Genomic DNA, 20,753 nt, shown 5'->3' on the forward strand with positions numbered 1-20,753 from the left:
ACTTAGCCTTTAAACATTAATCTTAAATAATGAATCTGGAATTGTTTTATTGTCTCCATAAGCATTATTTGTTCCATTTTGTTCAAACATTGCATTTAAAAGATTGTCGTAAAAATTTTTAATAATAAGAGCTAGTTTGGCATATTCTTTATTTTTTTGGTGTAAGGTATTTAAATTTTGCTTTAAAAGAGCAAGTTTTTCTTTATCTTCATCATCTAAAAGCTCATCTAAGCCTTTGTTGTTTCCTTGGTTACTAAGTTCTACCAAAGCCTTGTCAAGATTTTTTTTAGCAATTTGGAAGTCATTTACAAGTTTAGTTTTATCTTCAACACTTTTACTTACATGTTTATGATTAGCAGCTTGAATTTGTGCTATATCTTCTAAAGTAAGATTGATGAGTTTTTCTAAAATAGAATTTGTTTCATCTAAATATTGTTTAACCATTTTTTATCCTTTCTTAGGCACCAACCCAAAAAAGGATAAAAATTATAATAAAGAATCTGCTATTGCTTTAGAAGTGGCTTGTAGATTGATTTTGTACTCGCCATTTTTAATTTGAGAAGCAATTAAAGATGCTTTACTTTCTTCTGCCTTTTGAGTTTCTTTTGCCTTGTTGTTTTCTTTGTTTTCTGTTTTATTTATATCATTAGTAGCAACCTGAGCTACATAACTTTGATGTATAGGGTTTATCATTTTAAGCCTCCAGTTCTATTGAAAAACTCTAAAAACTATATCGACACTTAAAAAAATAACTTAACCCCTTTCTTTTAAATAATCAAATAATAATTTTGAAAAACCTAACCCCCCGCTTAATGCTTTACTCATAGTATCATTGTACATAGATGAATAAATTTCATCACTTGCATCTTTTCCAAATAAAGAATTTTCTTGTTTTAAAGAAATATCTAAAACACTTTTGATTAAAAAAGCTTCAAAAGCATCAGTTTGTTCTTTTAAAGCTTTATCTTCATCATTTAATGCTTGTATATGAGTTAAATCATTTTTAAAAGCACTATCTGCATAGTTTTTAGCAGCCTTGTAGCTATTGTTGTGTTTAGTAATACTTTCATAAAGTTCGCTACTATAGTTTTTGCTCGCTAAATAATTATCAACTCTCATCATATCACCTCTAATTCAGCACTAATTGCACCAGCTCTTTTTAGATTTTGCATAATAGCTATGATATCATTTGGCGCTGCTCCAAGTTTATTTAGCATTCTAGCTATGTTTGCTACTGTTGTTTTATTGTTTGTGATTTTTAAAGTATTAGATACTGGATCTAAAATACCACCATCTTTCATATCGATTTCATTTTGTCCTAAAGCTACGGTATTATTTGGATCAATTTTTATCGTGATATCTTTATGGGTAATTAATATAGGTTCAACTTCTATATTTACTCCCGCTACTATAGTTCCTGTTCTTTCATCGATGATCACTTTACTTTCTGGAGTGTAAGCTATATCTTGTTCTAATACTCTTGCCATAAATTCAACATGAGAAAATTCTTCAGGTTTTGTTAATTTTATAGTTCTAGAATCTAAAGCTTTTGCTATATCTGTATCAAAAATAGTATTTAAAACTCTTTCTATATTATTAGCCGTTTTAAAATCCGCTTCTTTTAAACTTAAAATCAAATCTTCACTTTGGCTAAAGTTTTGTGGAATTTCTCTTTCTACGACTGCACCATTAATAACATTTGCTGAGGTTGAGTGTGTTCCTGCTGCACCTGGTCTTGGGCTAAGTCCACCTATAGCTAATGAACCTTGAGCCACTGCATAAATTTCTCCATCAACCCCTTTTAGAGCTGTCATAAGCAAGGTTCCACCTTGTAAAGATTTAGCATCACCTAAAGAAGCCACGCTTACATCAAGCTTATCTCCACTTCTTGCAAAAGCAGGAAGTTTTGCTGTAACCATTACTGCTGCTGTATTTTTTGATTTTATATCACCTGGGCTAACTTTTACATTCATACCCTGAAGCATATTTGAAATAGATTGTAGAGTAAATTCGCTACTTGTACCATCTCCACTTCCATTTAAACCAACAACCAAACCATATCCTATAAGTTGGTTATCTCTAACACCTACTACATTGGTAAGTTCTTTAATAGTAGCTGCAAAAACGCTTAGACTTAGCACCAAGCTTAAAAATAATATTCTCATCGATTCTTCCTTTAATCTATGCTATTTTCATAAATTAAAGCAAAAAAAGTTCCAAATTTATGCAAAGGAGTAAAAACTTAGAGTGGTTGAACCAAATTTTTTTTCTTTTGTTTTTTCGTAATTTTGTATTTTCGCTGGAGTTTTAAAAGTACTGTGATGTTCTATGATGATGATTTTAACATTTGAATTTTTTATATTTTCTATCAATTTTAAAGTTTTTTCATAAATATCAAAAAAACCTTCTCTAATATCAAAGGGCGGATCAAGATATAAAATAACATCTTCTTTAGAATTTTGAATAATTTGAGGGGTTTTTTTAAAGGTATCATCATTGAAGCAAATGGTGTTTTGATCAATGTTAGAAGCATTTTTTAAAGCGATTTCATAAGCATTTTTATCTTTTTCTATAGCATAACTTTTTAAGCAGCCATTACTTCTTGCCTCTAATGCCATTAAAGCACTTCCTCCAAAGGCCTCTATGAAAACCTTATCTTGTAAAGAGAAACGCAAAACATTAAAAACACAAGATTTTACTATGCTTTTGGTGCTTCTTGTGGTATCTAGACTAGGAAGTAAAATTTTTTTACCTTTATAGATTCCACTTTCTATGGTGGTGTAAATTTTTTGAGTTTGTTTTTTTGAGTTTGTTTTTTTATCTTCTTTGTAATTTTTTAAAAAATCTTTTACGCTTTGATATTCTTGTATTTTATGCATTATTATTTTCTTCTTTGATAAGATTTTTTAACTCTGTTTTGTAAAGATCAAATATCGCATCGATTTTTTCATGACTTTCTTGACGTAATTGCTCTAAAATGGCTTCACATTTTTGATTCATAAGTTTTTTTTCATGCATGGCTATTTTATAAGCAATACTTTGCAAACTTGCATTGAAATCATTTAAAGCATTAAGTAATTCCTCTATATTAAAAGGATGAGATAAAAAATTTGATTTTTTATTGATGATAAATTGTGGTTTTTGCGTGTTAACTTTTTCATCACAGACTAAAAAATCACAATCTTTTTTTAAAACTAAAAAATCCCTCAAAGCGATTTCTAAAGTTTTTTCTAAAATTAAATCCTTACATTCAAGAGCGATTTTCATTGATTAAACTCACTTTTAATTTGTGTTTTTTTAAAGTGTATGGTACTATACCTAGAGCTAAATTTGCAAGCTCTGCAAAAGTTAAAATATAAAAATCTTCAAAATTTCTATTTGAAATAGCTTGTAATTCTTTATAACATTTATCAAACATATAAAAAGAATAAAAATCCTCAACTACTAAAAAATCACAACCATTATCATAAGCATCTAATACAACAGAAGCTGCACATTTGTATGCTAATTGGGTGTTTAAATTTAAAAAACTATAGCCACAACTTTTGTATTTTCTTTCAAAATCTATTACATTCGCTTTAAGCGCTTTGGCAAGCTCTAAAGAGCAGCTTGCGTCTGAAAATCCTTGATATACACCTATATTAAATTGTTCAAAAAAATGCTTAATGTGTTCTTGTTTAAGATGATCTAAAAAAATCTTTGGAGCATATTGGATTTTTTCAATTTTACTCATAATTTCATAAGAGCTATATTCGCAAGCTAAAATATTATCCTCATCCATCATTCTAGAATATTCATCTAAGATATCTTTTGGATCATAATCAATAATAAAATAATTTTTACCCAAAGGCTTTTCGCATAATGTGCTTTGAACTCCAACTTTATCTAAAGCATCTTTGATAATATCAAAATAACAAAATAAATCATTATTGCTATTGGTGTAGATTTTGTACATTACTCATTCCTTAAAAAATACTTCTTGCAAGGCCTGATTTTACAAGCATAACTTTTAATTCTTTAATATAAGATTCATAATCAAGCTCATTTGAAGAAATAAAATTTTTAAATTTTGTGTGATAATAAATTCCTTTTTCTTCATCTGCGACTAATTTTAAAAATTGAGGTGCTTTTTCTGGGTATTTAAGTAGCATTTTATAAGCAAATACAAAAAAGCTATCGCCAAGATATTCAGGTAAAAATTCCCTAACTTCACTTGTATAATATAAAAAATCATATTGTTTATAAAGTTCTATATCGTGTATATCAATAAGTCCTTTAAAAAGCTCTAACTTTTCTAAAAAATCACTTTTGTCCATGATTAAATCTTTGGTTGCTCTTTTGATATCAAGTGGTTCTATGGTAAGTTCTTTGCCAAATCTTTCTATGATATTATTTAAATCTCTTCTTTGTCTGATTGTAACTTGATTGACTTTAATGCAACTTTCTGGATTTTCTTCAAAATCAAAATATATGTCATCTTTTTTAATTTGACTTAAAACATCATAAACACTTTTAAAATTTTTACTATCATAAACATAAGGTTTATAATAAGCTAAATAATCACTATCTTTATCAAAACGAAAAATTCTTAAAGTTATTTGCATATTTTATCCTTGGTATTATTTTTCATTATATACATTTTAAACTTATAAAAATTTGATTATTATATAAAATTAAAAGCTTTTTGTATAAAATATTCACATGGATAAAGAAAAATTTATTATCAACGCCTTTGCTAATTCTATCAATGGAGACGATGGGGCAATAATCGATGGATATTGTTATTCTAAAGATTTATTTTGTGAAGACGTGCATTTTAAGCGCTCTTGGATGAGTTTAGAACAAATTGGAGCAAAGGCTATGCTTGTTAATATTTCTGATGCAATTGCTATGAATGCTACACCAAAATACGCTCTTTTAGGACTTTCTTTGCCAAAATGTTTAGATATGAAACAAGTTAAAGCCTTGCAAAAAGGCTTGCTAGATAGTGCAAAAGAATTTGGAGTACAAATTATAGGCGGAGATACCATAGCGGATAATAAAATCAATATTAGTATAACTATTATTTCTAAGGTAAATAAAAGGGCTATTTTTAGAAAAGGTTTGAAAAAAGGAGATTTGCTTGCTTTTAGTGGGAAATTAGGTGAGAGTTTAAAAGGTTTAAATATATTATTTCGCGGTGGAAAATTGCATTCTAAACATCGTTTTATAAAACCTAGTTTGAGACAAAAATTTTTTTATGATATAGCAAAAAAAGTTAGAGTAAGTATGGATATTTCAGATGGTTTAAATAAAGACTTATCAAGAATATTGTTTCAAAATCAACTTAATATAAAATTTTTTAAAAAATTAGATAAATTTAGCTTAAATAGTGCAGAAGAATATGAAATTTTATTTGCTTTTGATAAAAAACATAAAGCATTTATACAAAATATGGCAAAAAAGCATAGAATTAAACTAAATATTTTTGCAAAAACAACAACAGGAAGGTATAAATTTTATGGAAGAGAACATCATTTTTAAGCCCTTATATACTTTAAAACACAGCCCGATAAATGTGTATTTTTCAAAAAATAGTAATGATTTTGTAGTAAGAGAAAAGCCTTTGTATGAATTTAGTGGTAAAGGTGAACATTTAATTTTACATATACAAAAAAAAGATCTAAGCACTAGCGAGGCTTTGAGAATTTTAAGTGAGCAAAGCGGTGTTAAAATGAGAGATTTTGGTTATAGTGGTTTAAAAGATAAACAAGGCTTAACTTTTCAATATATTTCTATGCCTAAAAAATTTGAAGAGAGTCTAAAAAAATTTAAACATGATAAGATGAAAATTTTAGAAAGTTTTTATCATGATAATAAACTTAGAATAGGGCATTTAAAAGGAAATTCATTTTTTATAAGATTAAAAAAAGTTTCAAAAGTAGATGCTTTAAAAATAGAACAAGCTTTTAAAAATATCCAAGAACAAGGCTTTGCTAATTATTTTGGATATCAGCGTTTTGGCAAATTTCAAGATAATTTTTCACAAGGACTAGAAATTTTAAAAGGCAAAAAAATCAAAAATAAAAAAATGCAAGAATTTTTAATTTCTGCTTTTCAAAGCGAGCTTTTTAATAGATATTTGAGCAAAAGGGTGGAATTATCACATTTTATTAATGACTTTAGTGAAAAAGAAATAAAACAAATTTATGGTTTAGAAAAAGAAGAAATCAAAAGTTTAAAAAATCAAAAGCAGTTTTTTAAACTTTTAAAGGGTGAAGTTTTAGGACATTATCCTTTTGGTAAATGTTTTATATGTGAAGATTTATCAAGTGAAGTAGAAAGATTTAATCAAAAAGATATTAGCGCGATGGGTCTTTTAATAGGCTCTAAAGCTTATGAAGCAAACGAAGGTTTAGCTAAAAAATTAGAAGATGAGATTTTTTCTTTTGCATATGAGTTTAAAAATAAAATGCAAGGTTCAAGGCGCTTTATGTGGTCTTATTTGCAAGATTGCAAAGGTTATTATGATGAAGAAAAAGCTCATTTTACTTTGGAGTTTTTCTTGCAAAAAGGCTCGTATGCCACAGTGATTTTAGAAGAAATTTTACACACAGATATCTTTGAACAAACTCATAATATATAATTTAAAAAATTGATATTGAGTATCAGTAAAAATTTATCTTTTATAAATTATAATAACAATTATCATTTTTATAAAAAGGAAAACTCAATGTCAGTTTTGGTTATCGGAGCGGATGAAATAACCCCAATAAAAGCAGTTTTGACAAACCTAGGTGCAAAAAGCATAGAGCATTGGGATGCTAGAAATGAAAATAGGGTAAATAGAAAACCCATTCCACAAAATACTGAATGTATAGTTATGCTTACTAGTTTTTTAAATCATAATACTATGAAAAAAATCAAAACAGAGGCAAAAAAACGCAATATACCTTTAGTTTGTGCTAAACGCAGTGTAAGTTGCGTGTATTGTGAATATTGTAAGGTTTTTGGACTTGATCAAACCTATGAGTGTGCAAAGAAGGCTTAGTGTATGTTTGGATTTAATGAAAAAGAGGATTTTATACCTAAAATATTTAGAGATTTAGAACAAAAAAGTATTAATCATATTTTTTTAAATTTATATAATTCTTTAGTTGAAGATGATCTAAAAATACCTTATATCTATGCAAAAAAAGCTGACTGTTTAAGAAATATTTTTGAGTTAAAAATTCAAAATATGAGCATAGAAAGGACTTTGAGATTTAGCAAAATAAAACAATTTTGTTCATATTCTCATAAAATCATCAAAGCTTATAAAGAAGGAAATTTAAATCAAATACAACTTGAAGCAAAGATGCCAAAATATACTTTAGCTAAATTAATACAAAATGTGTTCTTATCACCTAGTTTTACTTTGCCTTTACAAGTTGCTTTTGAGGTTTTTGTATATGATAAAATTTGCAAAAGCAATACTAAATCCAAAGTAAAGATTTATAAAAATATCATTATCATTAATGAAAAAATGGCAGTCATGCCTTTATTTTGTAAAGATAGTGATAAAGATATAGAGCTTGCTTTGCAATTTATAAAAGAAAATTCTTTTGAAAGATTTTATATTGTGTATCCAAGAAATAAAAATTTCACTCAACATGAAGAAATAAGACATTTTTTATGCGAAAATAATAAAACTTTGCTAAAATTAGTTCCCTATACTATTAATAATCAAATTTTAAGGAGATGTTAAATGTCAATAGCAGTAATTTATGGTAGTTCAATGGGTAATACCGAAGGTGCGGCAAACATGATTGCTCAAAAATTAGGAATTTCAGATGTATTAAATATCGCAGATATTGATGCAGAGAAAATTAATTCTTATGATAAATTAATTTGCGGAACTTCTACTTGGGGAAGTGGTGATTTTCAAGATGATTGGGATGGTTTTGATTTTTCAGCTTTAAATCTTAGTGGTAAAACTGTTGCAGTTTTTGGTATGGGAGATAGTGAAAGCTATTCAGATACATATTGCAGTGCTATGGGAAAACTTGCTCAGGCTTTAAAAGCAGCGGGTGCAAATTTGGTAGGTGCTGTTTCTACGGGTGGTTATACTTTTGAATCAAGTGAAGCCGTAGAAGGTGATAAGTTTGTAGGACTAGCATTAGATAATGATAATCATGAGGATTTAACAGAAAGTAGAATTGATGCTTGGTTAGAGCAAATTAAACCTTCTTTTTCTTAAAAATTAGATGCCTTTTAGGCATCTTTATGTTTAAAATTTTCTTTTTTTAGTTTCACTTAGCATATCTTGTGCTAAAGAATCTACTTCATTTGCAATAGCATTAGTCTGCATAGCTGTTTGAGAGTTTTGTTGTGTGAGTTTTTCTATAGTAGCTACTGATTCATTGATTTGACTAATATCATCTGCTTCTTCTTTTATGGCTTCACCCATATCATTTATTGACTGGGCTAAGATATTAGTATTAGCTTCTATTTCACCTAAAGACTTTTGAGTTCTTTCTGCTAGATTTCTAACTTCATCAGCAACAACAGCAAAGCCACGTCCATGTTCACCAGCACGTGCTGCTTCAATAGCTGCATTTAATGCAAGTAGGTTAATTTGATCTGCAATATCTGAAATTACTGTAGTTACATTTTTGATATCATTGCTTTGTTTTACTACATCTTGTGTTTTAATGGAAATTTCACTCATAGCTGAGTTCATTTGCTCTAAAGCTCTTGCGCTTTCTTGCAGTGATGAGGTTTGATGTGTAGCATCATTTGTAAGTTCTTGCATGCTTTGTTTGAGTGCTTCGGCCTTTTGGTTGAGTAATTCTCCTTGGTGAAGTGATTGTGTAAGCATGTTTTTTATTTCATCTCCAAGAGAATTTATAGCCTTTTCAATATCGCCTTTTGGTGCATTAATGGTTGCTGTGAAATCTAAGCGTTTGTAGCTATCAAATACAGCTAAAATTTCGTTTAAATTACTACCAATTTTTCTTTGTAAAGTTGTAAGCATACTATTTAACACTTTCATTAATTCTTGAATTTGAGGGTTGTTAGCATGAGAGCTAATATGCAAATCAAGCTCACCTGTTTCTATTTTTTTAGCAATATTGACAGATTCTTCAATGGCTTTTGCATCTTTGTTTAGAGCTTCTTTAATGATCTCAATGTTTTCATTAATTTCTTCTGCCATTTTTCCAAATTCATCTTGAGTTTTAAGCTTAATAGGATGAGAGTGAGAATCTTTGTGATTTAAATAATTAAAGAAATTATGTAATCCTGATGAAATGATCGCAATTGGTTTAAGATTGTAAGAAATAATCATTCTAATAAAAATTAAAGTGAAAAAAATAGCAATCAAGGAAATAATAATTTGTTCCATTAGTGTTTGTTTAGCTGCATCATTGTAAAAATCATAATCAGCTATAGAGCAGATAACATATTTTGGATTAATTCCGCCATTGCAAATTAAAGCTCTGGTTTCATTTTCTTTTGTTTGAATTTTAAAAATATCTTTTGAAAGACTTCTATTTGTACCTTCTGGTGTTTTAAGATAATATGCAACAATATCTTTACTTGTATTGGTTGAGGTTAAAATTTTAGAAGGATCAGTGTGAAAAAGATAGGTTCCATCATGGGCTAAAACAGCAGCATGCGAATAAGGTGTTTTACCTATAGCTAAAACTTCTTCTGAGAATTTTTTTAAATCATAATCAGCAGCAACTACACCTATAACTTCACCATTTTCCATAATAGGATTGGCATAAGAAATAGTAGGTTTTTTCATGCTAGAAGATATGTATGGTTCTGTGACAATTAACTCTTTTTTTTCTTTGGCTTCTTTATACCATCCTCTAGTTCTAGGATCATATCCACTTTCTGGAGTTTGGTTGTTGCCATTTGATCTAAACATAGAGCCATCTTCAAATCCTACATAAGTTAAGTCAAAACCTAAAGAATCTCCTATAGATTTTAACAAGCTAGTGTATTGTTTTGAATTTAGATTATGCTTATTTTCTTTGATATATTTTGTTAAAGAATTAATTATATTACGTCTATCACTTGCATATAAATCAAATCTTTTGCTTACATCAAAAGCAACTTTTTGTTGAAATTGAACTAATAAAGTATGGCTATTAGATTTTGATTTAATATAATTAAAAACACCTAAAACACATAATAAAACTATAACAAAAATACAAACCAAAAAGGCAATTTTGTTGGAAAAATTACCTAGTAAATATTTTTTGGTAGATGAGAACATTTTTTTCTCCTTGAAAAGTTAAAAATTTAAAGTTTTACTACTATGGTAAATTATATGATTTTATTAAAAAAATATTTAAAAATTTATAAATAATATTAGGTTTTATTAAAAATACAATATATTTTAAAAGTATTTTAAAGAGAAAATTCTAATTTTTTGGAAAGTAAAATTTTATTATCAGTGTATTTTACCCATTGTATATTTAAAGCGAAAATACAAGCTTGTGCAAGTTTTGCAAAGGGAAATTTTTTATAGTATATTCTTTCTTGCTCTTTGGTGGCTTTTTGAAAAAGAGCTTTGATTTGCACTCCTTTAATAAGATTAATAATATCTGTATCTAGCGCTATATTAACTGCTACTTTAGGGGATTTATAGGCAAGTTGAATATGTTTAGTATGTTCTTCACTAGCAAAAATTAAAGCTAAATTTTTATCATCAAAAGCATAATAACAGCTTGCGCAATATACTCCACCATCCTCATCAAGCATACTTAAATTTAAAAGTTTTTGTGAATGGATAAATTTTTTAATTCTTTCATCCATTGTTATTGGCTTTAAGTTTTAAAATTTTTTGATAACTTAAGTGAGTTAAGAAGATTACATAAAATACTTGTAAAAATAAACCAAGCAAAGGTATGCTTGATAAAGCAAAAAAGACTAAAGTGATAATTTTAAAGTATAATGGTGATGAATTTTTATAAAAATCATCAAAATTGTTTTTATCTAAGACATTGCTTAATACATCTAGCAATAAAAGTTTGTGAAATAAATAATAAAATACTCCATAATAAATCACAATGCTAACAAAAGGTATAATTAACAAGAAAGTAGCTACTACAAATAATACGCATGAGATGAGTAAAAATTTGAATGTTTTAAGTAAAATTTCTAAAGAATTTACTTCTCTTTGTATGAAATGGTTATAGTATTTTTGGTTGATTTTTTTGACTATATAAGGAGTTAAAAAGGAAATTATAAACATAGTAAAAAATACAGAGGCAAATACTACTATAAAAAATCCTCCTATAGCGCTTAAAAATGCAAGTGAAAATTGCACTATAGAAAAACTAAAAAACCAAGCCATAAAAGAGCCACTGACTACATCTTCAATATAAGAAAAAAATATATCATAACTATAATACACTAGCAGGGCAAAAATAACCAAGCTGATTAAAAAAGGCAAAGTTGAGAATTTTAAAAAAGGCTTGCTAAGAAAATCTTGCAAGCTTAGATATAGTATATTCATTTAATTTGCTTATAAGCATCTTGAAGTTTTTGATAGATTTCTTTATAATCTAGTGTTTCTTTTAAAATTTGATTTAAAACTTCGTTATCTTCTGTGCCATTCCAAGTTTTTTTATAAGTGCCTTCTTTGTAGCCGTTTTCTTGTCTGAATTGATTTAATATATTTTTTCCAATATAGGTTTTATAAAGCTCAAAGAAATTTAAACCACATTTTCTAGCTAAAACAAAATATACACTCAAGAGTTCACCTAAATCATAATCAAAACCACTACATTTGTGGATAATAAGCTCAATATCATTTAAAATTCCATAGATATCTGCTTCATTTGGATTAGAAGTTTCTTTGCAAAAGTCATCAAAAAAAGTTACAGAAGAAACTTCCTCTGCTATGAAATTTTTATCATCTATTTGTTTTTCTTTGTATTCTTCTAAAATCAAACTTAAAATAAAATGCCATATATCCACTATTTCAATGCGCACATTGTCCCAGTTTGCAGGAGTGTGTATGCTTTTCCAATGTTTCCAAGCAAAAGAATCAATAAGCTCAGCACACTCCATATAAATACATCTTCTAAAACTAATCAATTTACCTTCTTTCGTATAGCCATTTTCCCATCCTATACCATTGGTATCATCATTTAGTTTTTGCTGGAGTTTTAGCATGCTTTTTAAAATATCTTTTACTTCCATGTTATTTCCTTTTTTTAAGCATAAAATCCAAATTCTTTATTGTCTTCTTCTTTTTGTTCTTTTTGTTTGTTGTATTGTTCCCAAATTTCTTCTAGTAATTTAGTGCTATCTTGGAAAATTTGTTTTTTAATATCTTCAAGATCAGTTTTATTCATTTCTTTGTTTAAACTCTTATCCATGGTGTTAAATAACTCATGTAAAGTAGCCTTTTTATGTTCTTCATTTTTTGGTTCAGGTAAGGCATCGCCAATTTTCATTGCAGTGGTAATGAGCTCTTTTGGCTTTAAGGTTCCAACTCTTGAGTTTTTCATAAATTCATCGATTTGAGGTTGTACTTTGGCTACTGCTTCTTTTATTTCTTCAATTTCTTCTTGTGAAAGTTTAGTTCCACTATATGAAAATGAAAAACCAAATTGATTTCTTAAACTCAAAGATGCTGAATTTCCATCTTTATCTAATTTTGCTTCTTTTTTATCATACATAGAAAAAGAAAGATGATTGCCATTTTTTGTTTTAATATCCATAGAAAAATTTTGAGAATTGTAGCTAGAAATTTGCATAGCTTTTCCTTTCAAGTAAAGATAAGGTTATATCGTCAAAATAACCAAATCTTGAATAAATTTGCAAAGTTTTCGTACTTTGCAAATTTCAAATATTTAGGGAGATAAATATTTTAGCATTAAGTCTTTAAATGCTCGTTAAATCCCAAAATAATTTTAATAATTTTTCGTTTTTTGCACATATTAAAATTTGCTCTTTGTTATGTGTCTTTTTGCATGCTTTTAGAGCTTGTTTTAAATGTTCTTTTAAAGAAAAAATCAATCCAAAAGCAATACCTTCTTTATCTAAGCCGCCTAGAATATAAATTAAAGGCATGCGCATTGATTTAGAAACATCAAGTTTTGCTTGTTCATTAATTGTGATTTTAAAATCAAATTTGCTAGGATGTTTAAACTTATAAGCTAAAGCAAGATCTAAAAACTCATCTAAATGGTTTAATTTTTTTCCACTAATAAATGGATATATAAAATAAAATAAATCTAAGATATTATTACTAATTTTGCTTTCATCATCGTAATTTTCTTGTATAAAATCATAATATGTTTTAAATTGCTCTTGATAATTTTGCACTAAAGTCATAGCCATTTTGGTTTTTGCGAAATTATTTAAAAAAACTTTAGGATTGGCTTCAAAACTAAAATCTAAAAAATTAATCTTTGTATCATTTTGATAAAAAATCCCACTAGTATCACTTTCTAAATCTAGTAAAATATTATTTGAATTAAGCTCATTGATAGAACTATTATGGACTATTTTATCATCTAATATAATAGAAAAATCATTATAAGCAAATTCATTACTCATAGGTTTTTCATAAAAACCAAAATCATCCCAAAAATTTTCTTCACTACAAGCAATGCATCCATGTCCTGCAGCTACCGGCCAAGAGGTTTTGGAGTTAAATTTAACCTTAGGACAATTATTATAAGCATAAGGTCCTTTGCAACCTACTTTAAAAAGACAATAACCTTGTTTTATATTTTCATCATCAAAACTTTGAGCAAAATTTCCTGCTTCAAATTTAGCTTTTCTTTCGCATAAATCATGTAAGCATTTACCATAAAAGGCTAAAGGTCTATTTTGCTCATCTAAGGCCATATCTTGCTCAAATAATATGTAAAAACAAAGTGCTGCGATGATATTTACATCACTTGGGGGACAACCTGGTATATTGATTACTTTTTCTTCTAAGACTTTAGAAATTCCTATGCTTTTGGTAGGATTTGGATGTGCAGCTTGAATTCCTCCATAGCTTGAGCAAGTTCCCATAGCAAAGATTGTTTTAGCATTTTTAGCACATTTTTGTAAAATTTCATATCCATTTTCACCATGTGCTCCTATGGTTAGATAAAAAGGATCTATAGCACAAACTCCACCTTCAACAGCTAAAAGAAAATCTTTTTTTTCTAAAACTTTCTCTAAATGTGATTCTGCTTGATGTCCGCTAGCACTCATAAAGGTTTCATGATACTCTAAGGAAATAAAATCAAAAATTAAATCCAAAAAATCTGGCAATGAAGTTCTAAGTAAGCTCTCGCTACACCCTGTGCATTCACTTAAATGAAGCCATATGAGACTAGGTGGGGTGTGAAGTTGAAAATATCTATGCGCCAAAGGGCTAAATTCATTTGGTAAGCCTAAAATTTTAATGATAGAATTTACAGCCTCTAATGAGATATTTTTTTCTTCTTTGCGAGAGTTTTCTAATAGAGCGATTTTATGCTCTAATATGCTTTTTAATTCTTCATTGTCCAAAGACATTTTTTAACCTTTAGCTATTTGTATCATATTTAAAAAATCATTTGCATTTAATGCAGCTGAACCTATCAATACTCCATCGCAATTTTTTAAAGCACAAATTTCTTTAATATTGCTTTGATTAACACTTCCGCCATATAAAAGCTTAGCATTAGTAAATTCTCTTAAAAAATTAAGTATGGTGTTGATATCATCAAGATTAGCACTAACTCCTGTGCCTATAGAATAAATAGGCTCATAAGCTATGATAAGTTTTTTATAAGATAAATCAATATTTTCAATTTGTTTTTTTAAAAAATCCAAGCTTTTGCTGGCATTTTTAGTTTCTAAACTTTCGCCTATGCAATAAATGATATTAAAATCAAGATTTTTTGCAAAGTCAAATTTAGCCTTTAAAAAGCTTTCATCTTCCTTTAAAGCTCTTCTTTCAGAATGGCCTATTAAAACGCTTTTGATATTAAATTCTTCTAAGTGAATTTTACCTATTTCTCCAGTATATGCTCCATTTTCGCAAGGGTAGAAATTCTGCGCGCCTTGTTGAAATGAAAAATTGTCTTTTAAGAAAGCTATGCTAGGAGGGAAGATGAAAATTTCATCTTCTTTGTTTAAGTTTTGGTTTAATTTTTGAGCGTAAAGTTCAAAGCTTGATCTTGTATGATTACACTTTAAATTTGCTGCAAAAATCATTCATTATCCTTTATGGTTAAAGGTTTTACACCAGGAAGTTCTTTTCCTTCTATAAGCTCTAATGATGCTCCACCACCGGTTGAAATGAAAGTCATCTCATCAGCATCACCTGCTCTTGCTACAACATCAGCAGTATCACCACCACCTATTACAGTTGTTGCATGAGATTCGCTAATATAATGACTCATTTTAATACTGCCTTTTGAGAATTTATCGATTTCAAAAACCCCCATAGGTCCATTCCACCATATAGTTTGAGCATCAGAAAGTGCTTCTTTAAACAACCTTACACTAGCAGGACCTATATCAAGCCCCATCCAACCCGCAGGAATTTCTTGCACAGGAGTGTATTTCATCACCGCTTCTTGAGAGCAAGTTTGTGCTGCTGTAACATCCACAGGAAGATAAATTTTTACCCCTAGATTTTTACCTTTGAGCAAGATTTTATTTGCTTCTTCAATTAAATCTTCTTCTAAGAGAGAATTTCCTATATCATAACCTTGAGCTTTTAAGAAAGTAAAGGCCATACCACCACCTATGATGAGCTTATCTACTTTTGGAAGTAAGTTAGTTAAAGCTTGCAATTTCCCACTTACTTTAGAACCACCTACTACTGCCACAAAAGGTCGTGCAGGGTGTTTGATGAGATTGCTTGCAAATTCGATTTCTTTTTGGAGTAAAAATCCTGCACCCTTGTTTGCATTATCAAAGTATTTTGTAATAGCTTCAACGCTAGCATGAGCTCTATGGCAAACCCCAAAAGCATCATTAATATAAACATCAGCCATAGAAGCAAGTTCTTTAGCTAAGTTTTCATCATTCTTGGTTTCACCCTTTTCAAAGCGTAAATTTTCTAAAAGCAAAATTTCACTTGATTTTAATTCGCTAGCTTTTTTCTTTGCATCTTCACCTATAACATCTTTAGCCATGATGACTTCTTTAGCCATTAAACGCGCAAGTCTTTTTGCAACTGGCTCTAAAGAGTATTTTGAAGCTATTTCTTTTGGACGCCCTAAATGTGAAGCTAAAATAACTGCACAGCCATTGTCTAAACAATATCTTATAGTAGGGATAGCCGAGCGAATACGACGATCATCAGTGATATTTAAAAACTCATCTTGAGGAACATTAAAATCACATCTAATAAATACTTTTTTCTTTGCAAGATCAATATCTTTAATCGATAAAATACTACTCATCTTAAGCCTTTGCTACAAATACTGCCATATCTACTAAACGAGAAGAATATCCCCATTCATTATCATACCAAGCAACCACTTTAACAAAATCATCACAAATAACTTGAGTTAAATCACTTGCTACAATCGCACCATAAGAGCAAGTTATAAAATCACTTGAAACTCTTTCTTCATCATCAACCAATAATATACCTTTTAAATTGCTAGCAGCTGCTTTTCTAAAGGCTTCATTGATTTCTTCTTTACTTACTTTTTTCTTTAAAGTTGCAGTTAAATCCACAGTTGATACATCAGCCACAGGCACACGCATGCTTTGACCATGTAATTTTCCATCAAGCTCAGGCATAACAAGCTTCATAGCTTTTGCTGCACCAGTTGAAGTAGGGATGATATTTTGTGCAGCAGCGCGTGATCTTCTTTTATCTCTTGCTTTTGCATCAATAATGCTTTGTCCGTTTGTATAAGCGTGAATAGTGGTCATTAAGCCTTTTTCTATGCCAAAATTATCTTGCAAAACTCTACAAATTGGCCCTAAGCAGTTTGTGGTGCAACTTGCATTTGAGATGATGTTTTCGCCTTTATATTCGTGAGCATTTACTCCTAAAACATAAGTTGGAGTTTTATCTTTTGCAGGTGCACTCATGATAACTTTTTGCACCCCATGATCTAAAAATCCTTGACATTTTTCCATAGTTAAGTGTGCACCAGTACACTCTAAAACAATTTGTGCACCATATTTTGCAAAGTCTAAATCCGCTACATTTCTGCTTTTTAAAACTTTTATTTTTTTATTATCAATTATTAAATCATCACCATCATTTTCAACACTACCATCGTATACCCCATGAACAGTGTCATATTTAAAAAGATATTTAGTAAGCTCTATATCAGTAGTATCATTAATCGCTACAAGTTCGATATCATCGCGCTTCATAATAATTCTTGCAACACATCTTCCAATGCGTCCAAAACCATTTATTGCAACTTTTACAGCCATTTTCATTTCCTTTTTATGATTAAGTAGGTAAAATTCTACTAAAAAAAGGTTAAATTTTAATGAAAATCGCACTTTTTGGTGGCAGTTTTGATCCACCCCATTTAGGGCATAATGCTATAGTCTTTAATGCACTAGCAAATTTAGAGCTTGATAAACTCATTATTATGCCAACTTTTATTAGCCCCTTTAAGCAAGAATTTACCGCAAATGAGCAAAGACGCTTAAAATGGTGTGAAATGATTTGGGGAGGTTTGGAAAAAGTTGAAATTTGTGATTTTGAAATAAAAAAACAAAGGCCTGTGCCTAGTATAGAAAGTGTTGATTTTTTGTATAAGCAATATGAAATTTCTAAATTTTATCTTATTTTAGGAGCTGATCATTTACAAAGTCTTGAAAAATGGCATGAATTTGAAAGATTGCAAAATTTGGTAGAATTTGTTGTAGCTAAAAGAGATGGTATTTTTATACCAAAACATTTTAAAACTTTAGATACTAAAGTAAATATCTCTTCTTCTTTTATAAGAGAAACCTTGCAAACATCGCAAGTTTGTGAGCAAATCAAAGAAGAAGTTAAGCTTTATTATTCTAAATTTAAAAATATTTAACAAAAGGAAAATAATGCAAGAAAGAATTAATAATATAGTACAGATTTTAGATGATAAAAAAGCAGATTTAATAGAAACTTTTGATATGCAAGATAAAGATTATTTTGTTAAATTTGTAGTGATTGCTACTACTATGGGGGAAAGACATGCGCTTTCTTTGATTGATGATTTAAAAACCAATCTTAAAAGTAAGGGTGAAGAGTTTTTAAATATAGAAAGTAGCGAAGAATGGACTGTGCTTGATTTAGGTGATATTTTAATTCATTTAATGAGTGAAACTTATAGAGCAAAATATAATATAGAAGAATTTTTAAAAAGTCTAAATAAAGAAAATCAAAACTAGGGTTAAGATTTGGATAATCTAATCACTGAATTATCAGATTTAGCTAAAGAATATTTTGAAAATTCAGAATTTGAAAAATGCGATGAGGTTTTAAGTGAACTTATAGCTTTTTGTAAAGGCGAGGTTACGCTTGCTCAAGATGGTAAAATGATTTTTATAGATGATGAAGACAAACATCGTTTGCTTTTAGAAGCTTACCATAATAGAGCGCTTTGTAGATTTAATTGTTTGAAATTTCAAGAAGCACTTAAAGATGTAACCATAGCTGTAGAATTTGATCCTAGTAATGTATTTTTATTTAATCTTTTGGGTCTATGTAATTTTAAATTAGATTTATTACAAGAAGCACTTTTGGCTTTTAATAAAACTATAGCGCTAGATAATGCATATTATTTAGCATATTTTAATAGGGCTAGAGTTTATATACTTTTAGATGAGCACACAAAAGCTTTAAAAGATTTGCAAACTTGTATTGATTTGGCTCCAGAATATTATATGGCTTATTATACTAGAGCTATTACTTTGCTTAGTGTTGATCCAAAACAAGCTTTGATTGATTTTAAAAAGTCTCAAGATTTAGGATTTGAATCCTCGCAGATTTTTTATTATCAAGGTGTAGCTTGTGAGAATTTGGAAGATTATCAAAAAGCTATAGAATTTTTTACTAAGATGATTGAGCAAGATGAGAGTTTTGCTGATGCGTATTATAAAAGGGCTAATAATAAACGCAAGGTTGATGATTTAGAAGGAGCTTTGCAAGATTGCTTAAAATCCATTGAACTAGACAATGAAAATGCAATGGCATATTTGATTTTGGGACATATTTATAAAGATTTAGAAAAGATAGAATTATCAATAGATGCTTTTAAAAAATCAATCGATTTAGATGAAAATTTACAATATCCATGTTTTGCATTAGCTAGAGTTTTATATGATTTAAAAGATTATGAACAAGCTTTGAAGTATTATGATAAAACAATTGAGCTTTATGAAGAATACGCTCAAGCATATATTAATAGAGGTAATACTAAAATTAATCTAAAAATGATTGAAGAGGCTAAAGAGGATTTTGACTTAGCAGCTAAATATTATCAAGAAAGAGCAAGAAAGCATGATTTTACTCCATCAGAATTAGCAGAGCTTGAACACGCAGTCCCTTATGGTTTTTATCATTTGGGTAATAGCTTATATAAAATAGACAAATATGATGAAGCTTTGATAAGTTATGAAAAAGCTTTAAAATATCAAAAAGAATACCCTGATGTGTTTTTTAATAGGGCTTATTTAAAATCTGATCTTGAAAAATATGAGGAAGCTTTAGAAGATAGCGAATTAGCTGTTAAATATTATAAAAAGCAAAATAATACTCAAGATTATGTTAATTCTCTTTCTCAAAGAGCTTGGATTAAAAGTAAACTTGAAAGATTTCAAGAAGCTATGGATGAATACAATGAGCTTATAAAAACATATAAAGATTATATTGATTTAAAAGATGTATTATTTGAAAGAGCATATTGTGCAAAAGAGCTTGAATCTTATGAAGAATTAATAGCTTATTGTAATGCAGCGCATAAGGTGGATAAAAATAATTTTAAACTTTATTTTTGGCGAGGAATTGCTAAATATAATTTAAGCTTAGAAGAAGAAGCTATAGAAGATTTAAATAAGGCTTTAAAAATCGATAAAAACCATAATGGAGCAAAGTATTATAAGGGGCTTTGTTATGAAGATCTTTATATGTTTGAAGAAGCTATAAAATGTTACGATATTGTGATTTTAAGCAACGAAGAAGATGATGAGTCGTATTTTCATAGAGCAAAATGTAAAAGAAATCTTGAAAAATACAATGAAGCTTTAAAAGATATCAATGAATGCTTAAAAATAATTGATGATATTGGGGAGTATTGGATAGAAAAAGCACAAATTTTAAGCTTTTTAGGAAAATATGATGAAAGCTTTGAAGCGGCAAAAAAAGCAAGTGAGCTTGAACCAAAATCATATGAGTGTTATCATTTTATGGGTGCGGTTAAAGTATATTTGCAAGATTTTAAAGAGGCTATAAAATATCTTAATATGGCTTTAAATTTAGATGATAGTCAAAATTGGACACATTATTATAAGGCAGAGTGTTTAAGAAATTTAGGTGATTTTCATGATGCATTGCAATGTTATGAAAATTGCTTAAAGATAACAAAAGAAAATACTGATGCTTTGGTGGGAAAAATTCAGTGTTTAGAAGAGCTAAAAGAATACGAGCAAGCTTTAGAGTGTACTAAAGAATTATTAAAGCTTGATGAAGAAAATGAATTTGCATTAAAAAATCAAAATATTTTAATGCAAAAATTAAAACAGCAAAATAAAAAATGGTGGCAAATTTGGAATTAAGCTTTGTGTGATTTATTATTTGTGCAGATTTGAAAATT

At 28.7% G+C, this 20,753-nt stretch carries 25 protein-coding genes and 1 pseudogene; 8 read left to right on the forward strand and 18 right to left on the reverse strand.

Annotated features, from left to right (window positions below; genetic code table 11):
* Positions 1 to 9: 9 nt before the first annotated feature.
* The 8 genes from L8U98_RS01330 to L8U98_RS01365 are packed head-to-tail and all read right to left on the reverse strand — an operon-like array spanning position 10 to position 4,604.
* Positions 10 to 444 (reverse strand): flagellar protein FlgN, encoded by a 435-nt coding sequence (locus L8U98_RS01330; RefSeq protein ID WP_263663826.1) that lies wholly within the window; start codon positions 442 to 444, stop codon positions 10 to 12.
* Between the two features lie 42 nt (positions 445 to 486).
* Positions 487 to 693 (reverse strand): hypothetical protein, encoded by a 207-nt coding sequence (locus L8U98_RS01335; protein ID WP_012661139.1) that lies wholly within the window; start codon positions 691 to 693, stop codon positions 487 to 489.
* Between the two features lie 60 nt (positions 694 to 753).
* Entirely contained in the window at positions 754 to 1,119 is a 366-nt protein-coding gene (locus tag L8U98_RS01340) for a rod-binding protein (RefSeq protein WP_039617679.1), read from the reverse strand.
* Positions 1,119 to 2,165, reverse strand: a complete 1,047-nt coding sequence (locus L8U98_RS01345; protein ID WP_039617681.1) for a flagellar basal body P-ring protein FlgI — start codon at positions 2,163 to 2,165, stop codon at positions 1,119 to 1,121. The genes L8U98_RS01340 and L8U98_RS01345 overlap by 1 nt, the downstream gene beginning before the upstream one ends.
* 57 nt (positions 2,166 to 2,222) lie before the next feature.
* On the reverse strand, positions 2,223 to 2,879 hold the full coding sequence (locus tag L8U98_RS01350) for an RsmD family RNA methyltransferase (protein ID WP_263724589.1): 657 nt from the start codon (positions 2,877 to 2,879) through the stop codon (positions 2,223 to 2,225).
* Positions 2,872 to 3,267 carry a hypothetical protein gene (locus tag L8U98_RS01355; protein WP_263724588.1) on the reverse strand — a complete coding sequence of 132 codons (396 nt, stop codon included), beginning with the start codon at positions 3,265 to 3,267 and terminating at the stop codon, positions 2,872 to 2,874. Before L8U98_RS01355 ends, L8U98_RS01350 begins: the two co-directional genes overlap by 8 nt.
* The gene (locus L8U98_RS01360; protein WP_263724587.1) at positions 3,251 to 3,955 is read right to left on the reverse strand and encodes a hypothetical protein; all 705 of its coding nucleotides are present in this window, start codon (positions 3,953 to 3,955) and stop codon (positions 3,251 to 3,253) included. Before L8U98_RS01360 ends, L8U98_RS01355 begins: the two co-directional genes overlap by 17 nt.
* Positions 3,956 to 3,965: 10 nt before the next feature.
* Positions 3,966 to 4,604, reverse strand: coding sequence for a DUF5644 domain-containing protein (locus L8U98_RS01365; protein ID WP_263724586.1), 639 nt, complete (start codon positions 4,602 to 4,604; stop codon positions 3,966 to 3,968).
* 97 nt (positions 4,605 to 4,701) lie between these two features.
* On the opposite strand from L8U98_RS01365, the gene L8U98_RS01370 reads away from it, so the two are divergent.
* From L8U98_RS01370 to fldA, 5 genes are all read left to right on the forward strand, one after another.
* A complete protein-coding gene (locus L8U98_RS01370) occupies positions 4,702 to 5,523 on the forward strand; it encodes a thiamine-phosphate kinase (protein ID WP_263724585.1) in 822 nt (273 codons plus the stop codon).
* Positions 5,492 to 6,625, forward strand: a complete 1,134-nt coding sequence (gene truD / locus L8U98_RS01375; protein ID WP_263724740.1) for a tRNA pseudouridine(13) synthase TruD — start codon at positions 5,492 to 5,494, stop codon at positions 6,623 to 6,625. Before L8U98_RS01370 ends, truD begins: the two co-directional genes overlap by 32 nt.
* Positions 6,626 to 6,712: 87 nt before the next feature.
* The gene (locus tag L8U98_RS01380; RefSeq protein WP_012661148.1) at positions 6,713 to 7,030 is read left to right on the forward strand and encodes a DUF2325 domain-containing protein; all 318 of its coding nucleotides are present in this window, start codon (positions 6,713 to 6,715) and stop codon (positions 7,028 to 7,030) included.
* A gap of 3 nt (positions 7,031 to 7,033) precedes the next feature.
* A complete protein-coding gene (locus tag L8U98_RS01385) occupies positions 7,034 to 7,726 on the forward strand; it encodes a hypothetical protein (RefSeq protein ID WP_263724584.1) in 693 nt (230 codons plus the stop codon).
* Positions 7,727 to 8,218, forward strand: coding sequence for a flavodoxin FldA (gene fldA, locus L8U98_RS01390; protein ID WP_240388293.1), 492 nt, complete (start codon positions 7,727 to 7,729; stop codon positions 8,216 to 8,218). It begins immediately after the preceding gene.
* 30 nt (positions 8,219 to 8,248) lie between these two features.
* Here fldA and L8U98_RS08250 read toward each other — a convergent pair whose 3' ends face one another.
* From L8U98_RS08250 to gap, 10 genes and pseudogenes are all read right to left on the reverse strand, one after another.
* Positions 8,249 to 9,364 carry a methyl-accepting chemotaxis protein gene (locus L8U98_RS08250; RefSeq protein WP_412174993.1) on the reverse strand — a complete coding sequence of 372 codons (1,116 nt, stop codon included), beginning with the start codon at positions 9,362 to 9,364 and terminating at the stop codon, positions 8,249 to 8,251.
* A 231-nt stretch (positions 9,365 to 9,595) separates the two neighbouring features.
* Positions 9,596 to 10,246: pseudogene (locus tag L8U98_RS08255) on the reverse strand (cache domain-containing protein); the annotation flags it as partial.
* Between the two features lie 134 nt (positions 10,247 to 10,380).
* Positions 10,381 to 10,788 carry a pyridoxamine 5'-phosphate oxidase family protein gene (locus L8U98_RS01400; protein WP_263682774.1) on the reverse strand — a complete coding sequence of 136 codons (408 nt, stop codon included), beginning with the start codon at positions 10,786 to 10,788 and terminating at the stop codon, positions 10,381 to 10,383.
* On the reverse strand, positions 10,781 to 11,491 hold the full coding sequence (locus L8U98_RS01405) for an EI24 domain-containing protein (protein WP_220524011.1): 711 nt from the start codon (positions 11,489 to 11,491) through the stop codon (positions 10,781 to 10,783). The genes L8U98_RS01400 and L8U98_RS01405 overlap by 8 nt, the downstream gene beginning before the upstream one ends.
* Complete coding sequence (locus L8U98_RS01410) at positions 11,488 to 12,180, reverse strand: dUTP diphosphatase (RefSeq protein ID WP_263724582.1); 693 nt, start codon at positions 12,178 to 12,180, stop codon at positions 11,488 to 11,490. The genes L8U98_RS01405 and L8U98_RS01410 overlap by 4 nt, the downstream gene beginning before the upstream one ends.
* Positions 12,181 to 12,194: 14 nt before the next feature.
* Complete coding sequence (locus tag L8U98_RS01415) at positions 12,195 to 12,740, reverse strand: ATP-binding protein (RefSeq protein WP_220517270.1); 546 nt, start codon at positions 12,738 to 12,740, stop codon at positions 12,195 to 12,197.
* A gap of 127 nt (positions 12,741 to 12,867) precedes the next feature.
* Positions 12,868 to 14,502, reverse strand: a complete 1,635-nt coding sequence (locus L8U98_RS01420; protein WP_263724581.1) for a hydrogenase small subunit — start codon at positions 14,500 to 14,502, stop codon at positions 12,868 to 12,870.
* A 3-nt stretch (positions 14,503 to 14,505) separates the two neighbouring features.
* The gene (locus L8U98_RS01425) at positions 14,506 to 15,186 is read right to left on the reverse strand and encodes a triose-phosphate isomerase (RefSeq protein WP_263724580.1); all 681 of its coding nucleotides are present in this window, start codon (positions 15,184 to 15,186) and stop codon (positions 14,506 to 14,508) included.
* Positions 15,183 to 16,385 (reverse strand): phosphoglycerate kinase, encoded by a 1,203-nt coding sequence (locus L8U98_RS01430; protein ID WP_263674809.1) that lies wholly within the window; start codon positions 16,383 to 16,385, stop codon positions 15,183 to 15,185. Before L8U98_RS01430 ends, L8U98_RS01425 begins: the two co-directional genes overlap by 4 nt.
* Position 16,386: 1 nt before the next feature.
* Positions 16,387 to 17,382 (reverse strand): type I glyceraldehyde-3-phosphate dehydrogenase, encoded by a 996-nt coding sequence (gene gap, locus L8U98_RS01435; RefSeq protein ID WP_039628046.1) that lies wholly within the window; start codon positions 17,380 to 17,382, stop codon positions 16,387 to 16,389.
* A 59-nt stretch (positions 17,383 to 17,441) separates the two neighbouring features.
* Between gap and nadD the strand changes: the two genes are divergently transcribed.
* The 3 genes from nadD to L8U98_RS01450 are packed head-to-tail and all read left to right on the forward strand — an operon-like array spanning position 17,442 to position 20,715.
* Positions 17,442 to 17,987 carry a nicotinate (nicotinamide) nucleotide adenylyltransferase gene (nadD, locus tag L8U98_RS01440; protein ID WP_263674810.1) on the forward strand — a complete coding sequence of 182 codons (546 nt, stop codon included), beginning with the start codon at positions 17,442 to 17,444 and terminating at the stop codon, positions 17,985 to 17,987.
* Between the two features lie 13 nt (positions 17,988 to 18,000).
* Positions 18,001 to 18,330: a ribosome silencing factor gene (rsfS, locus tag L8U98_RS01445; RefSeq protein ID WP_012661160.1), complete on the forward strand. Its 330-nt coding sequence runs from the start codon at positions 18,001 to 18,003 to the stop codon at positions 18,328 to 18,330.
* A 9-nt stretch (positions 18,331 to 18,339) separates the two neighbouring features.
* Positions 18,340 to 20,715 carry a tetratricopeptide repeat protein gene (locus L8U98_RS01450; protein ID WP_263724579.1) on the forward strand — a complete coding sequence of 792 codons (2,376 nt, stop codon included), beginning with the start codon at positions 18,340 to 18,342 and terminating at the stop codon, positions 20,713 to 20,715.
* Positions 20,716 to 20,753 lie beyond the last annotated feature (38 nt).

This window comes from Campylobacter sp. RKI_CA19_01128 (genome assembly GCF_025771175.1).
Classification (GTDB): domain Bacteria; phylum Campylobacterota; class Campylobacteria; order Campylobacterales; family Campylobacteraceae; genus Campylobacter_D.